Source organism: Bradyrhizobium sp. AZCC 1721 (assembly GCF_036924715.1).
In the GTDB taxonomy this organism is placed as follows: Bacteria; Pseudomonadota; Alphaproteobacteria; order Rhizobiales; family Xanthobacteraceae; genus Bradyrhizobium.
This window is the reverse complement of the sequence record NZ_JAZHSB010000001.1, coordinates 4,413,693-4,427,758: the sequence shown is the minus strand read 5'-3', so window position 1 is coordinate 4,427,758 and position 14,066 is coordinate 4,413,693. Positions and strand designations below refer to the sequence as shown.

Annotated in this window: 21 protein-coding genes, 1 tRNA gene and 1 pseudogene; 13 read left to right on the top strand and 10 right to left on the bottom strand. The window is 62.0% G+C overall.

All coding sequences use genetic code 11. The features are described 5' to 3' along the window. Nucleotides 1-9: 9 nt before the first annotated feature. The gene (locus tag V1273_RS21375) at nucleotides 10-360 is read right to left on the bottom strand and encodes a GrlR family regulatory protein (RefSeq protein ID WP_057843675.1); all 351 of its coding nucleotides are present in this window, start codon (nucleotides 358-360) and stop codon (nucleotides 10-12) included. 234 nt (nucleotides 361-594) lie between these two features. Between V1273_RS21375 and V1273_RS21370 the strand changes: the two genes are divergently transcribed. Continuing rightward, a complete protein-coding gene (locus V1273_RS21370; protein ID WP_334410777.1) occupies nucleotides 595-1,044 on the top strand; it encodes a hypothetical protein in 450 nt (149 codons plus the stop codon). 192 nt (nucleotides 1,045-1,236) lie between these two features. On the opposite strand, the gene V1273_RS21365 is transcribed toward V1273_RS21370, so the two are convergent. After that, nucleotides 1,237-1,620, bottom strand: coding sequence for a VOC family protein (locus V1273_RS21365; RefSeq protein ID WP_334410776.1), 384 nt, complete (start codon nucleotides 1,618-1,620; stop codon nucleotides 1,237-1,239). Nucleotides 1,621-1,791: 171 nt separating this feature from the next. Here V1273_RS21365 and V1273_RS21360 point away from each other — a divergent pair, with 171 nt between their 5' ends. The 3 genes from V1273_RS21360 (at nucleotide 1,792) to V1273_RS21350 (ending at nucleotide 3,124) form a co-directional block, all read left to right on the top strand. After that, nucleotides 1,792-1,929 (top strand): hypothetical protein, encoded by a 138-nt coding sequence (locus V1273_RS21360; RefSeq protein WP_334381887.1) that lies wholly within the window; start codon nucleotides 1,792-1,794, stop codon nucleotides 1,927-1,929. A 10-nt stretch (nucleotides 1,930-1,939) separates the two neighbouring features. Then, the gene (locus V1273_RS21355) at nucleotides 1,940-2,530 is read left to right on the top strand and encodes a hypothetical protein (RefSeq protein WP_334410775.1); all 591 of its coding nucleotides are present in this window, start codon (nucleotides 1,940-1,942) and stop codon (nucleotides 2,528-2,530) included. Between the two features lie 135 nt (nucleotides 2,531-2,665). Further along, nucleotides 2,666-3,124, top strand: coding sequence for a hypothetical protein (locus tag V1273_RS21350; protein ID WP_334363281.1), 459 nt, complete (start codon nucleotides 2,666-2,668; stop codon nucleotides 3,122-3,124). Between the two features lie 14 nt (nucleotides 3,125-3,138). Here V1273_RS21350 and V1273_RS21345 read toward each other — a convergent pair whose 3' ends face one another. Further along, nucleotides 3,139-3,513, bottom strand: a complete 375-nt coding sequence (locus V1273_RS21345; protein WP_057843655.1) for a hypothetical protein — start codon at nucleotides 3,511-3,513, stop codon at nucleotides 3,139-3,141. A gap of 1,044 nt (nucleotides 3,514-4,557) precedes the next feature. Here V1273_RS21345 and V1273_RS21340 point away from each other — a divergent pair. The 6 genes from V1273_RS21340 to V1273_RS21315 all read left to right on the top strand — a co-directional run bounded on the left by V1273_RS21340 (nucleotide 4,558) and on the right by V1273_RS21315 (nucleotide 8,476). Continuing rightward, a complete protein-coding gene (locus tag V1273_RS21340) occupies nucleotides 4,558-5,514 on the top strand; it encodes an alpha/beta hydrolase (RefSeq protein ID WP_334381889.1) in 957 nt (318 codons plus the stop codon). Nucleotides 5,515-5,819: 305 nt separating this feature from the next. Further along, nucleotides 5,820-6,164 (top strand): hypothetical protein, encoded by a 345-nt coding sequence (locus V1273_RS21335; protein ID WP_028345464.1) that lies wholly within the window; start codon nucleotides 5,820-5,822, stop codon nucleotides 6,162-6,164. 505 nt (nucleotides 6,165-6,669) lie between these two features. After that, complete coding sequence (locus V1273_RS21330; protein WP_334410773.1) at nucleotides 6,670-7,086, top strand: VOC family protein; 417 nt, start codon at nucleotides 6,670-6,672, stop codon at nucleotides 7,084-7,086. A 105-nt stretch (nucleotides 7,087-7,191) separates the two neighbouring features. Continuing rightward, nucleotides 7,192-7,509 (top strand): ArsR/SmtB family transcription factor, encoded by a 318-nt coding sequence (locus V1273_RS21325; RefSeq protein ID WP_065746034.1) that lies wholly within the window; start codon nucleotides 7,192-7,194, stop codon nucleotides 7,507-7,509. Then, nucleotides 7,506-7,991 carry an SRPBCC family protein gene (locus V1273_RS21320; protein ID WP_334363277.1) on the top strand — a complete coding sequence of 162 codons (486 nt, stop codon included), beginning with the start codon at nucleotides 7,506-7,508 and terminating at the stop codon, nucleotides 7,989-7,991. Before V1273_RS21325 ends, V1273_RS21320 begins: the two co-directional genes overlap by 4 nt. A gap of 119 nt (nucleotides 7,992-8,110) precedes the next feature. Further along, entirely contained in the window at nucleotides 8,111-8,476 is a 366-nt protein-coding gene (locus V1273_RS21315; protein ID WP_334410772.1) for an MAPEG family protein, read from the top strand. A gap of 557 nt (nucleotides 8,477-9,033) precedes the next feature. Here V1273_RS21315 and V1273_RS21310 read toward each other — a convergent pair. The 4 genes from V1273_RS21310 to V1273_RS21295 all read right to left on the bottom strand — a co-directional run bounded on the left by V1273_RS21310 (nucleotide 9,034) and on the right by V1273_RS21295 (nucleotide 10,907). Then, on the bottom strand, nucleotides 9,034-9,537 hold the full coding sequence (locus V1273_RS21310) for a methyltransferase family protein (RefSeq protein ID WP_334410771.1): 504 nt from the start codon (nucleotides 9,535-9,537) through the stop codon (nucleotides 9,034-9,036). A gap of 30 nt (nucleotides 9,538-9,567) precedes the next feature. Further along, a complete protein-coding gene (locus tag V1273_RS21305) occupies nucleotides 9,568-9,861 on the bottom strand; it encodes a hypothetical protein (protein WP_334381893.1) in 294 nt (97 codons plus the stop codon). Nucleotides 9,862-10,149: 288 nt separating this feature from the next. After that, nucleotides 10,150-10,695: an RNA polymerase sigma factor gene (locus tag V1273_RS21300; protein WP_334381894.1), complete on the bottom strand. Its 546-nt coding sequence runs from the start codon at nucleotides 10,693-10,695 to the stop codon at nucleotides 10,150-10,152. Between the two features lie 5 nt (nucleotides 10,696-10,700). Next, nucleotides 10,701-10,907 (bottom strand): YgaP family membrane protein, encoded by a 207-nt coding sequence (locus tag V1273_RS21295; protein ID WP_092512150.1) that lies wholly within the window; start codon nucleotides 10,905-10,907, stop codon nucleotides 10,701-10,703. Between the two features lie 267 nt (nucleotides 10,908-11,174). Between V1273_RS21295 and V1273_RS21290 the strand changes: the two are divergent. Beyond that, nucleotides 11,175-11,249 (top strand): annotated as a pseudogene (locus V1273_RS21290) (hypothetical protein); the annotation flags it as partial. Between the two features lie 162 nt (nucleotides 11,250-11,411). On the opposite strand, the gene V1273_RS21285 reads toward V1273_RS21290, so the two are convergent. The 3 genes from V1273_RS21285 to V1273_RS21275 form a co-directional block, all read right to left on the bottom strand. Next, the gene (locus tag V1273_RS21285; RefSeq protein ID WP_334381895.1) at nucleotides 11,412-11,681 is read right to left on the bottom strand and encodes a hypothetical protein; all 270 of its coding nucleotides are present in this window, start codon (nucleotides 11,679-11,681) and stop codon (nucleotides 11,412-11,414) included. A gap of 142 nt (nucleotides 11,682-11,823) precedes the next feature. Then, a tRNA-Arg gene (locus V1273_RS21280) sits at nucleotides 11,824-11,900 on the bottom strand. A gap of 48 nt (nucleotides 11,901-11,948) precedes the next feature. After that, nucleotides 11,949-12,203, bottom strand: a complete 255-nt coding sequence (locus tag V1273_RS21275; protein ID WP_334381896.1) for a hypothetical protein — start codon at nucleotides 12,201-12,203, stop codon at nucleotides 11,949-11,951. A gap of 330 nt (nucleotides 12,204-12,533) precedes the next feature. On the opposite strand from V1273_RS21275, the gene V1273_RS21270 reads away from it, so the two are divergent. Continuing rightward, nucleotides 12,534-12,980, top strand: coding sequence for a hypothetical protein (locus V1273_RS21270; RefSeq protein WP_334363268.1), 447 nt, complete (start codon nucleotides 12,534-12,536; stop codon nucleotides 12,978-12,980). A gap of 158 nt (nucleotides 12,981-13,138) precedes the next feature. Further along, a complete protein-coding gene (locus tag V1273_RS21265; RefSeq protein ID WP_334410770.1) occupies nucleotides 13,139-14,014 on the top strand; it encodes a DMT family transporter in 876 nt (291 codons plus the stop codon). Nucleotides 14,015-14,066: the final 52 nt, after the last annotated feature.

Below are 14,066 nucleotides of genomic sequence, written 5' to 3'. Positions count from 1 at the left end.
GCCCGGCCGCTAGTTGATATCAGCCAATTTGTGCAATGTGGCGCCGAAGATTTGGCTCGCTTTGCCGACGAGCGCGGTTCCATTCATGCTGCCGCGGGTGTCGGTGAAGGTTCCGGATACGCCGATGCCGACCGGGGCGGGGCCGCCGAACAGCGGATTATCGTTGTCGCGCGGGGTGGTGTGACGCTGAACCAGGACCTCGCCCTTGAAGGTGTCGCCCTTCACGGTGTAGCTGCCGGTATAAAACAGATAGGCGTCGCCGCCGAGAATCTGGCCGTCCCGGAACAGAATAACGCCGCTGCCCTTGCCGGTGCGCCCATCCAGCAGGGTGACGTGGATCGAATAGAGCCCGTTCTTCATGGCGTCCCAGATGCCGGCGTCCGCGCCCACGGAAGCTGGTTATCATTTATGCCAAAGCGTGGCCCATAGCGTCAACGCGTCAGGTTGCCTGCCGATTCCCGTACAGGAAGCAAACACGGAGCGTACCGTCCCGGCGTGACGTGAGGGTGACGGGCGGTGAACCGAATCAAGTTGGCCCGTGAAATGCATAGTGCTCTCCGGCACCGGCCGGTGGGTGCAGGAGCAGAGAAACAGGTGACCAACTGGATCAATTCCGGCGGCCACGTTGCGCGCCGACGCACAGAGAAAAACTCCCGTGAAACTACGGCCCGCCATCGTGTGGGCCGCTGGAGAGAGCCGCTGATCATCGGCAGCGTGTTGCTGATGTTGCCGCTGGCCTCGGCTCCGGGCGAAGCCCGCGATCCTGACGGCCGTTATGCCAACTCACCGCTGAAGCAGTGGTTCGACAGTCTAAGGAGCGGAAAGGGACCGTGTTGTTCCGACGCAGACGGCAGCGCCGTCAGCGACGTGGATTGGGAATCAAAAGGCGGGCACTACCGCGTTCGCATCGACGGCGAGTGGCACGACGTGCCTGAAGATGCCGTCATCACCGAGCCGAACCGGGTAGGGCGAGCCATGGTCTGGCCGATCCGCGGCTATCAGGGATTGAGCATTCGCTGCTTCATGCCGGGATCGATGACGTAACGCGCGAGCACTGGCCCGACCCACGACTGTCATATTCCGCGAAGGCGGAGTGTCCAGTACGCTGCGGCCTCTCGGTTTTGTTTGGTGCCCCTGGAATACTGGGTCACCCGCTGGAGCCTGTCATCGGGCTCGCCGAAGGCGAGACCCGGTGCCGGGTGACGACAATTTCAGAAAGACATGCTCACCGGCGCGTCAGGCATATTTCTTGTCGCGTTCGAGCAGTTCGATTGAGATGCCCTGCGGGCCACGGATGAAGCAGATGCGAACGCCTGGACGTATGGTGGTCGGTTCCTTCGTGAACTCGACGCCCTTGGCCTTGATCTCGGCGGCGACCGCGTCGATGTCTTTCACCGTCAGGCCGAAATGGTCGAGCCCCTGATAAGGCGTCACGGGCGGCGCACTGACGCCGTCGCCGACGGCAACCGGCGCGATGAACACGTTGGCGCCGCCCAGTTTGACGTCGATCCGCCCCGGGGCGCGGACGATTTCGCCGCCCAGAATGTCTTGCAGCCAGGCGGCAGTCGCTTCGGGATCGGGGCTGCGCAAATGCACATGGTCCCAGGTAACGGTCGGCATCTCGATCGGTCTCCCATTATTGTTGTTGCGGCATTGTTGTTGCGGCATTGTTGTTGCGGCGCTGAAGGTCGGTTGCGCCGCGACGGTAATGAAGCCAGCCAATGCACAACTCTATCCTGCAAGCCTTATCCTGCAAGCCTTGCACCGCCGCCGCAATATTGTCGAGGTGGCATGAAACCATTGCTGCCCTGGATGATTGTTGACGGCGGCGGGATCCGTACAGCGGCGGTCGTGATAGAAGCCGTACGGGAAAACGCCCGTATGGCTTTTTTCTTGCGCGGCACGGCAATTGCCGACGCTGCCGGGTGAGGGCGAGGGTATGAGAATCGCCGGGTGGTCGTTCGGAAAATTCGAAGCGCGGCTTGCCGTGCTGCCGGCCATCGCTATCGTTGGATGCGCCATATGGTTGATGCTCCCGCAAGCGAGCGATGCCGAAAGCCATTCAGCAGCGACGCCGTCTGAAGTTGCCGGCCTCACGCAAGGCATATCCCGCACGGATGATCCGGTCGCGACTCAGGCGACCTCGCCGAGTCCGGGTCCGTCAGCAGTTTCTACCGATCCCAATCAGGCGGTACCTTCCGACATCGTGCTGCCAGAGACGATTGCCCCTGCCAATTCGCCGCTCGACGGCCTGAAAATCGTCTCGCAGTCATGGCGAAGGGGCGGGCTCGGCTCGAAAGCGCTGGTGACCTTCACGCTTCGCAATACCAATGACTACGCAGTGAGGGATATCGAGATCGCCTGCAATTTCATCCGCCGGGACGGCAGCCATCTGACCGCACGCAGGCGGATCATTTCCGATACCGTGAACATGAAGAGCCGGAAGCGATACGCACGCGTGCTGGTCGGGTTCGTCAACGTCAACGCGAATAAGGCAAAATGTTCACTGGTGACAGCCAGCCGCGTTTAACCCTGTGCGGCCGAACTCACGTTTCATCTCCAAAATGTGACCTGCGCCTTTGAACCTTGCAAGTTGAGCAGGAACTAAACGCTATATGGCCCGTTGGGCGATTAAACCGCGCGTTCGCGCGGGGGAGCAAGACCAATGCCCGTGGCGCGTTATTTCCTGTTTGTCGGCGGAGTGCTGCTCGCGCTGTTGTTGGCGATCGATGCGTTTGTCCCAGAACAGGCGGTCGTGGCCAGCCAGGCCGTTTCTTCGGTCGACAAAACTGTGGTGCGCATTCGTTCCGACCAGAAGCTGCCGGAGCGGGTGGTCTTTGACACCAACCTTCCGATCATTGTTCCGCCGCCGTCCGTGACCGCCCAAGCGGTTGCGCCGTCCGCGCCTGCCGCAGCCCCTGCCTCGGCCGACACCGCCGCTCAGGCGTTTGCCCAATACGTCCCGGCGGAGGCGAAGAAGCCGGAGCCGCCGATCCAGCGCAAGCGCAAGGTGGCAAGAAGCCGTCAGGCGCCGCCGATGCAATTCGCGCAGCCGCCGCAAGTGCGGGTCGCGCAGCAGTCACAGTTTGGCTTCTTCGGTGGCCCGAGCTGGAACACCTGGTAAGCGCCCCGCCTGATTTAGCGCGGTAGCTTCGGAATCTTGTCCGCAAAACCATTATAGCAGGTCAACCGTTCGTCTTCCTCCTTGACGAAGCGGCAGTCATTGACGCCCTTCGCCGCCGGCGCCTTTGGTTTGGGCTGTGGCGCATAAATGGCGTCGTAGCAATTCAGGCGTTCCTTGGTCGCATCGTCGATGTCCTGGCAGGCCTGCAACTTTTGGGCGACCGACAAAGGTTTTTCTTTCTTGCCCGCTGTCGGATTCTTCGACCCGACCACAACCAGCGGTTTGCCGCCGATGGTGGGAGGATTGGCCGGGGCGGCCGGGGTACTCGTTCCCTGAGCCAGCGCCGCCGCCGGATACAGGATCGCCAGCGTCAGGATGATCTTTCTCATATGAAATGTCCGAATAGCCGTAAGCTGAACCAGCGCCGCTGCGAGAACCACAACTCCCGACCCTCGGAATCGAAAATCCCGCTGGGCGCCAGTGTTCTCTAGCATCATCCCCGAGCGTCTGTCTAACCCGTTGATTTAATAGCCATTCAACTGAGCCTGCGACGGTCTGGAGGGGGCAGCCGGGCCCTGACGTCCGTGTTGCACGCGCGCTGCGGACGCTGCATTGGCGGCGCTGTCCATGGCGAGGCTGCCGGACCGAGCGATCGCAGAAGGGCGACGTCGGCTACATTCCGCAAAGCTGTGGGCCCATTCGATCAAGCATGTCGGCAGCGGACCGGCGCGCATCCTGATCGGATTCAATCCGGCATCCACGAGACCATCTGTCGCAATGGATCGCGGCAAATCCCAAGGATGTCCTCGCCACGAATTTCGGCCGCCGGCGGAACTATTCGGAAAATTCCCCCGACCGCGACGTGGTTATCGCCACAAAGGATGGGCCCGTGGAGGAGCGCGCCCTTTGCGTCCTTGAGAACGTCGCCTGATCTCGCAAGCAATTGCATCAATGGGGGTTAGGCGCAGATCTAACGCAGGCGATAGGCGTCAAATGCGTGGGCCAGGAATATGCCGATGCTGACGAAGATGAGGAATGCCGCCACGACCTCGGTCATAGCCTTCCTCCCTGTATTGCCATGCCGAGAAGGGCGCGCTTGAGAAATTCGCGGTAGATGAGGTTCAGGACCGATACCAACATGATCTAACCCCTGGTTTGATTGTGGGACCCTAGCGGCACTTTGTTTCCGGAGCGCTTCGCGGCGGAGCAGAATGGTTTCGTCGCGCCGGCTCGCGATCACAGAATTGCGACGGAACCGGAACCATCTAAAACAAACCGTGTCAGCGATCGGCCCGCCCTTTTCTCGCCATCCTAATTCAGGAGACGTGCGGGGCGGTGCTACGGGGCAATGTTCCCAAAGGTCCTACGTGATCATCCCACATTTGCAGCAAAACGAGACTTTTAGGTCGCGCCGCGCGTTCCTGCGCGGAATTGTGTCTTCGGCCAGCGCGCTTGCGCTCGGCGGATGCGCCAGCCTCGGCGCGACGGGCGCGCGTTACGACGCTTCGTCGCTCTCGGTGGAGCCGACATTGCTCATCGCAACCACGCGCAAGCCGGTGAGCGGCGGGCGTGCGAAACCGTGGTTCGGGCCGGAGCGGGCTTCGAAGATGATCGTGGCACGGGCGAAGCTGGTGCCGCCCGACGAGAATCGTTTCTCGCTCGCCGCAGCCGGACTTGGCGATTGGCGTCTCGATACGGTCGAGCCAGTATCGGGAGAGGTCGGTGATCTTCTCGGGCAAGCCAGCGGCGGCTCGGACGTGCTGATTTACGTGCACGGTTTCAAGCAGACGTTCGAGACGGCGGCGCTCGATGCCGCGCACCTCGCCGACGGCATCAGATTCCGCGGCCAGACGATGGTGTTCTCCTGGCCGTCCAAGGCGGGACTGTTCGATTACGCCTATGACCGCGACAGTGCGATGTACTCCCGCGATGCCTTCGAGCGCGTGCTGCATTCCCTCGCGACTGCCCCGAGCGTCGGCCGCGTTCACATCGTCGCGCACAGCATGGGCACCATGCTGACCCTCGAAGGGCTGCGCCAGCTCTATGCGCGATATGGCGACAGCGTTGCCGGCAAGATCGGGGCCGTGGTGTTCGCCTCACCGGACATCGATATGGATGTGTTCTCTTCGGCGACCCAGAATATCGGACCGCTCACCCGCAAGATCACCGTCGTCGCCTCGACGAATGATCGCGCACTTGCGTTGTCGGGACGATTGGCAGGCGGGATGACGCGGGTCGGCGCCGCCGAGAAGGCCACTATCGAACAGCTCGGCGTGCGCGTCATCGATGCGTCCGATTCAGGCTGGGGCATCATCAACCACGATCTGTTTCTATCCAATGCCGAGGTACGGAAGGTGATACGCCGCTCGATCGATACCTCGGCCGCGTGAGCTCGCCTTCGGCGCAACGGCATCGCACGGCAACATGATGGCGCCCGTCCATCGCCGACAAGCGGTCATCACAACGTCACGGTGTCGTCACCCATAATCTCGCCAAATTGACGGAACAATTATTCGTGGCCGGCACGGTGGTGCCCGGTCTCGCCTCGAACTGCTCAACGCTTGATTGCTCAACGTCCGCACCGCCGACCGGTTGTCGGCGCGCGATGCTTTGCGAGTCGATCGGGGAGATCTGGGCGACGGCGGGCGTTTGCCGGCGATCCAGATTGTTCAGTTGTTACAGAGGAATAAAAATCATGCGTCAAGCAACATCCAAGGCCGCGGCAGGTTCGCGCGCGAACCATCGACAGGTGCTATCACTCGCGGCGGGCGTCGCCTTGCTCGCGGGCGTCACTACCGCTCATGCGCAGAGCACGGGCATCGCCTCCTGCGACGACTTCCTGACCAAGTATGACGCCTGCGTCGTCTCCAAGGTCCCCGAGGCACAGCGCGCGATGTACAAGACGCAGATCGACCAGACGCGCAAGGCGTGGGTCGACATGGCCAAGAATCCGTCGACGAAAGCGACCATGGAAGCGACCTGCAAGCAGACCCTGGACGCGACGAAGGCATCGCTCACGGCCTACGGCTGCTCGTTCTGATCGGCGCCTGCGCCGCTGAAGGGAGTGGCGTCGAATGGGCGCCACTCCTGAAGGCGGGCGGGCCGAACCGGGAGGCGCGAGGCTGATGATGACGGCACGACGCGCTTTTCGGAACTTCGATCGAACGAGATGTGCAGCACTCGCGCGCGCTTATCCGAATTAACCCCTTGTTAACTATAACGCCCCAACATTGCCGCCCATAAGGAGTCGCCACCGACCGTAGTTCGAGGGCGCGATTGACCGTTCATCTTGGGGGCGAGCAGAGGCTCGCGGGGCTCCAAGGAGCAACGTCATGTCATCATCTGGCGTACGCCTGCTGTCCGATTTCGTCCCGGCGATTTTCGGCGCACTTGGCTTGGGTATTCCGATCGCGGTTGCGATCATCTGGATCTGTTCCTGATCGCGGCATGTCGCTTGTCTTCGAGGTTCGGCCAGGCGGGGCTTGGCGTGCCCCGTCAGGCTCGAAGTGGCGCGCCACGGTCGATGAACTCGCTTGGTATGAGCGATGAATCGGCATCTTTCCCTCGTCAGCCTCGTGGTCGCGGACTATGACGAGGCGATCGCTTTCTTCACCGGCGCCCTGGATTTCGAGCTGTGTGAGGACACGCCGCTCGGCGGCGGCAAGCGTTGGGTGGTCGTGCGCCCACCGGGCGGTCCCGGCTCAGGCCTGCTATTGGCGCGGGCTGACGGTCCGGCTCAAGTGGCGCGCATTGGTGACCAGACCGGAGGGCGAGTCTTCTTGTTCCTGGAGACGGATGATTTCGATCGCGATCATGCGCGCATGATCGCAGCCGGCGTGCGGTTCGTTGAAGAGCCACGGCATGATGCCTACGGAGTCGTCGCGGTTTTCGAGGATCTCTGTGGCAACCGTTGGGACCTGATCGAGCGCAAGTCGATGCACGGCTGCGAAACCAGTCCTTAGCCGACGCCGCCGCGCCAAGAGGCGGTTTGCTCCAGCGCGTCGCGCCCCGGCACACTGCGAGCGGCTCCGATTGACAATATCATCAGTTTATACTAATCATAAGCTATGACTGTTGATAATGCCCAGTTAGCCTCCCTTGGCGACCCGACCCGCCGCGCGATATTCGAGCTAATCGCAGAGCACCCACGCTCAGTCGCGGAGATTACCCGGCAGGTTTCGGTCTCGCAGTCGGCTGTTTCCCAGCACCTCAAGGTACTGCGCGAATCGCGCCTGGTTCGTTCCGAGCCGAAGGGTGCGAGCAACGTCTACCACATCGATCCACACGGGCTTGGCCAGATGCGTGCTTGGCTCGACCGGTTTTGGAGCAAAACGCTGGCGGCCTACAAGGTCGCCGTCGAGCAACCACCAGAGGAGTCACAATGAACGCGCATATATCAGTTGCGTCCGTGAAACAGTCCGTCGTGGTCGAGGCGCCGATCGAGCGCGCATTCAAGGTCTTCACCGAGGACTTCGGCAGTTTCAAACCGCCCGAGCACAACATGCTCGCTGTCCCGATTGCCGAGACGGTGTTCGAGCCTCGGGTCGGCGGCTACCTCTATGATCGTGGCGTCGACGGCAGCGAGTGCCGCTGGGCGCGCGTGCTGGCCTACGAGCCGCCCGACCGGGTGCTCCTGAGCTGGGACATCAGCCCGCAATGGCAGATCGAGACCGATCCGGACAGGACCAGCGAGTGGGAAGTGCGCTTCACCGCCGAGACGGCTGACCGCACCCGCGTCGAGATCGAGCACCGGAATCTGGAGCGCCACGGCGAAGGCTGGGAAAGCGAGCGCGACGGAGTTGCCGGCGATCAGGGTTGGCCGCTGTACCTCAAGCGGTATGCCGACCTGTTGGCCCGCAAGGCCTGACGGCCGCATGTCAACCGGCTCGGAGCTGGGACCGTGAATCGGCCCGACGACGGCGAGCGGTCGCCGGGCGGAGCTTCAGCATAGGATTTGCTATGCCATACTACGCTGCGATCGTCTCGTTGCTCACTGTGGCGTTCCATTTCTTCCTGGCCACGCGCGTCGCGGCGGCACATGGAAAGTTCAACGTGAAGCTTCCGGCAACGACCGGTAATGCCGACTTCGAGCGCGTGTTTCGCGTGCACATGAACACGCTCGAATGGATGCCGACCTTCCTGTTGCCGCTGTGGCTTTGCGCGATTTATCTGAACGACATCGCGGCCGCGATGCTCGGACTCGTCTGGATTGGCGGACGTGTATTGTACTTCACTGGCTACATCAAAGCTGTGGAGAAGCGTCTGCCCGGGTTCTTCATCCAATCGACCGCATGCGCCTTGCTGTTCGTCGGCGCCGTTGTCGGCATCGTCCTGCGCGGGACAAGCGGTTGATCGGCGTCGGTGGTGGTGACAGTGCACTCAACTCGACAACTTGACAAAGTCAATCGAAGGCCCGGCCGAAGTTGGCGGCGATAGCGTGTATCGGAGTGGCGCGCCACGGTCGATGAAGATGGGCACTATTGCTTCGCCGTGGCGCTATGATGTGGGAGCCTACGACACGCCGCCCTAGCTGAAAAAGCGAAGGCCTACGATTAAGCGCTACGCTTCATCACCGCGATTGCGGCCTCCACACGCAGTCACGGTGTGCCGCATCTGCGATCACAGGCCCGCGCCCACGGCGATGGCGGAAGTACCCCAATAAGCAGCCCTATTTGCCACGATCAGGATTCTTCTCCTATGGGCCAGATTCGGTCCTCATAATGCGCAGGCGAAGCCGGCCGGGATCGGAAAGACACGGCGTGCGGAGCAGTTGCCCCGGCCCATGCGTTATTTCGACCTGGCGGCTAAGGTAGTGGGCCCTCCGGGGCGAGGCCGCTAGGCGCGCTTGCTACGCTTCGCGTCTCGCACTGTTTGTTGCAGCCGGCATCGAGCCGCTTGCAGCGATTCCTTTATGCGGCTCGCCATGGCGTCAACCGCGGAATCCAGCGCGGCACATTAGTCCGAAAGCTCTCGTACTCCGTGCCGAATGTTTGCTTGAGCGTCGGTTCTTCGTACATCACCACAAAGACATGAAAAAAAAGCCAGAGTAGCGCGCCGTACCAGAGGAGACGCCAGTCACCAAACAAAAGGGCCTGACCAAAAATGACTGCGACGACCGCGATGTAGATCGGATTTCGCACGTAGCGATAAAGGCCAGTCACTACGAGCTTTTGTGTCGGCGCGATCGGGGCGGGCGTCCCGAGCCCCTCCAGCGCAAAACGGGCAAATGAATCCACAAGTCCGGGCACTCCGACGATGATCAATATACCGCCGAGGATGCGGCTTAGATCGACGCCGAAAAAAGCTGGCCGAAATTCCCACTGCGTGACCCACCAGGGCACGAAGCCTGCCAGCACCAACGGCGCAATGACGAAGAACAGAGCGGAGCCCAAGACGGCAATTGCTTTCGACATTGCGTGCTCCCACGACCCGACAAGAATAGCTTAGCAAATAGGATTGCGCACATAGCGATAGAGACCCGTCACCACGAGGTTCTGCGTCGGTGCGATCGGCGCCGGCGTGCCCAATCCTTGCAGCGCAAAGCGTGCAAACGAGTCGACAAGCCCGGGTAGACCGGCGACGATCAACAGGATCCCGACGGCGCGCGTCGCGTCGAGATCGAAGAAGGGCGGCCGAAACTCCCAACGCGTAATCCACCAGGGAACGAGCCCCGCCACCGAGCTGGGCGCAACCGCAAAGAAGATGGCAGAGCCCAATACCGCGATCGTTTTCCGCACGGCACCTCCTTCCCGTCCTGTCGCAATGTTAATGCAGCCATGTCCGGTCAGCGCGTTCAGCGGTTGAATCGCGACGGCCTTGCGAAAGCGTCTCGACCAGACCCACTGTCCAGCACATCGGGCATCCGCGTAGCGCGACGAGGGCGGCAACGCCCGCGCCCAAGGATAGCCAAGGGTGCGCGGTCTGGTGGACGATGGCCCAAGCGAGTAGCGCCGCCGCAACTGCGCCGCGCATCAGGTGTGCGCCCAGGAAGGCGCTCCCGAACATGCCGACTCCACGAAAGTAATTCATGTGCTCTCTCGTCCGCTGTCCTTTGTGCCGAGCAGGTATTCGCGCACCAGTGCGCGGGCGCGGCGCAGGCGGCTTTTGGCCGCTTCGCGCGTCACGCCGAGCCGCCCGGCGATTTCCCAAATCGTCAGATCTTCGAGATCTCGCAGCAGCAGCACTTCGCGATGGGACGGCGAAAGCGACTCGATCGCATTGACCAAGTCTATGCGCAACTCGTCCGGCGGGACCTTTGCGAGCTCGCGTGACTCTTCCAGGCTGGCCAGCTCCTCGACTCCGCGCATCAGCATCAGCGCCGGCAGCATGCAAAGGCGCGCGATGACGGTCAGCAGCCAGCCGGCGAGTGCGGCTGGACTGCGGATCGTGCCCACGCGCCGGTACACGACGATGAGTGCTTCTTGCACCACATCTTCGATAACCGAGGTGCGGTAGCAAAGGCGCCGGGCGTAGCGTCGAATGTCCGGCTGCAGCGCCACCAATAGCTGTGTCAGCGCGTGCCGGTCACCCGACCGTGCCGCGAGCAAGAGATCGTCTGATACGCGCGCCAAGGCAGTCACCCCTTTAGTGGCTCGCGCCCGGCGATGGCGCAGGCAGGGCAATAGCCGAACACGCCGGTGACCAGCGTCACGACACCCGCGCCGCTGAGCAGTAGCCCGAGCGGCGAAGCGTGCAGCGCAACCACGCCGCAGATGAGCATCAAGCCCCCGCCGATCAGCCTGGCCGCGCGCTCCCACCCGCCAACGTTCTTCCTATACCACATGGTTCTGTGCTCCGGTTCGTGACGCGCCGCTATGGCGCATTCACCCAGACAAGAGGGCGCAAACCCGGCGCCGGGGTCGCGGCACAAAAAATAATTTGAGGGGGTGGCAGCTTCAGCAGGCTGGCGTGGGCGTCGGGCGCGGGCCTGGACCGCTGAGGAGCGCCGGCATCGGGTCGCCGGGGTGTGGACATCCGGATAAAGCCGGGCCAGCCGCTCGCGTATCTTCGGCGCGCCCCAATCTGCTTCTGTGCTGCTTGCGGTGGAGCGATGACGCTGCGCACGGGCAAGAGCGGCCGTTATCGCTACTACACCTGTTGCACCAAGGCCCGCCAGGGCGAGACCGGCTGCAAAGGCCGCACTGTTCCCATGGAAAAGCTGGACAATCTCGTTGCGGAGTACATCGAACAGCGTCTGTTACAGCCGAGCCGTCTTGAGCGACTTTTGTCACACGTGCTCGATCGCCGCACCGAGCGCGCCGAACGCCGAAAGTCGCATGTCGCCGACTTACGCAAACGGGCGGCCGAGGCAGATGCCAAACTCAGGCGGCTTTATGACGCCATCGAGAATGGTGTCGCCGATCTTTCTGATCCCCAACTGAAAGACCGTGTCGCCGAGCTCAAGGCCACGCGCGACCAGGCCCGCCTTGACGCAGTGCGGGCCGAGAACGCGATTGATCGCGCGGGCCCCATCATCACGCCGCAGACCCTTAAGACGTTTGCCAGGACAGCGCGCAAGCGCATGCGGACCGAGAACGGCGGCTATCGTCGTGATCATCTCCGCGTGCTCGCCCCAGCGCGTCGAAGTCGATCAGAAGGAGCTGCGCATCATGGGATCGAAAAGCGTACTTCTGCGTACGCTCGTCGCCGCCCCAAGCGCAAAAACGGCTGGCTTTGGTGTGCCCAGTTCTGTACCGAAATGGCGCGCTCGGAGAGATTCGAACTCCCGACCCTCGGAATCGAAATCCGATGCTCTATCCAGCTGAGCTACGAGCGCCTGCGGTGGCTCGTATCAGACTTGGCCTGACAGAGCCAGTAGCGGAGGTTAGTTGCAGGGATGCCGCCGGCGGTCCTGGCCGATATAGGCGGCCGCGCCCTGGCGGCAGAGGATGGTGGAGGGACCGTCATAATAGGCGAAGGTGCCGGGCTGCGGGCCGGGCCCGTAATTGTGCAGGAAGCTGATGGCGTAAGGCAGGCCCCAATTGTGCAGGTGCCGATTATGGCGGGCGTCCGCCAAGTTTGGGGCGAGGGCCGCGGTGGCGAGGAGGGCGGCGGCAACGATAAACTTTGCTTTGGTCATTTCGATTCTCCGGAGGTCCCACTGAAACTGTCGTGATTCGATCTGAACGGGCAGAAATTCGTGCGAAGAAAGCGCGTTAAAACAAGAAGATAGAAGCCCAAGCTATGATTCGATCGAAGCCCGTAACCCCTCCCATTTTGGCGGATCCAACGTCCCATTCTAGGAGAATCGGGCAGAAATGCTGCGGAAAGCCATCCTAACGCGCCCATTTTTGGCCTCAAGGGATGCTTAACGAATTCCCAACACAGTCCGGCCAGAGTTCTGTCCGGTCCGACTTCAAGGGCCGACCAATCCGCGTCTAGTAAAGGCTATCCGGTTCCCGATCGACCCATGCGCATCACGTCTCTTGCCTTGCTGTCCCTCTCGGTCCTGGTCGCGAGCCCGGCGCGCGCCGACTTGCATATCACGCGCGACCACGGCGGTTATGTCGAGGAGTACAAGGCCAAGTACAAGCGCATCCGCGACCGCAAGGAGCGGGTCATCATCGACGGCATCTGCAACTCGGCCTGCACGCTGGTATTCGGCATCGTGCCGATGAACAAGATCTGCGTCACGCCGAAGGCGAGCGTTGGTTTCCACCAGGCCTATTACGACAAGGCCTTCACTTTCGGCATCAAGGTCACGAGTGCTGAAGGGACGTCGGACTTGATGTCCTATTATCCGGAAACGGTGAAGGACTGGATCCGCCGCAACGGCGGGCTCACCACCGAGATGAAGAAGATCAGGAACGGCCGCGAGCTCTGGAGGATCGTCGATCCCTGTCCGGAAGAGTGGTGATCGCCCCCTTACCAATTTCGCAAGCCCCTAGAACGTGACTATGCCTCGATAAGGTCGCTGCGCTTTTACAATTCCTTCTTCGATATCTGAAATCGCGCCGGCGGTCCCGCGTGACCAATCTTGCCGCACAACATGCGATCGGGCAACACGGGCGGCAAATGACTGGCGACTTCGAAAAAATTGCCGCGCGCGCGGCGCCCGCGATCTTCGTCGTGCTCTGGAGCACGGGCTTCATCGGCACCAAATATGTCTTGAACAGTGCCGAGCCGCTGACCTATCTCGCGATCCGAATGGCGTTCGTGGTAGGACTGATGGCGATCATCGTCGTAGTCGCGCGGCCGCGCTGGCCGAATCGCATCGGCATCGCACACAGCGCCGTCGCCGGCATTCTGGTGCACGGCATCTATCTCGGCGGCACGGCGATCGCGATTGCGCACTCGATCCCGGCGGGGCTCTCGGCTTTGATTCCGGGCTTGCAGCCGATCCTCACCTCGACGCTTGCGAGCCGCTGGCTCGGCGAGCGCGTCACGCCGCTGCAATGGAGCGGGTTGCTGCTCGGGCTCGCCGGCGTCGTGCTGATCCTGCACGACAGGCCGATGAGCGGAGAGGCGGGTTGGGGGTGGCTCGCCTCGGCTGTCTCGCTAATCAGCATCACGCTCGGCACACTTTACCAGCGCCGCTACTGCAGCGCGATCGATTGGCGGTCCGGCAATCTCGTGCAATACGTCGCGGTGACGATCTTGTTCGGTCTCGGCGCATGGCTGTTCGAGACCAATGTGGTGCATTGGACCACCGAGTTCATCCTGGCGCTGGCCTGGCTTGCGGTCGTGCTGTCGATCGGATCGATCGGGCTGCTCTATTGGCTGATCCGGCGCTCGGCCGCGACGTCGGTAGCGAGCCTGTTCTATCTGGTGCCCGCGGTGACGTCGCTGATGGCCTACGTGCTGTTCGGCGAGCGGCTGGACGCGGTCTCGATCGCCGGCATGGCCGCCTGCGCGGCGGCCGTGCTGGTGGTCAACCGCCGCTCAGTTTGAAGTAGAGCGTTTGCCTTTCCTGCACGCATAAATTTCATGAAGCATATCAGTA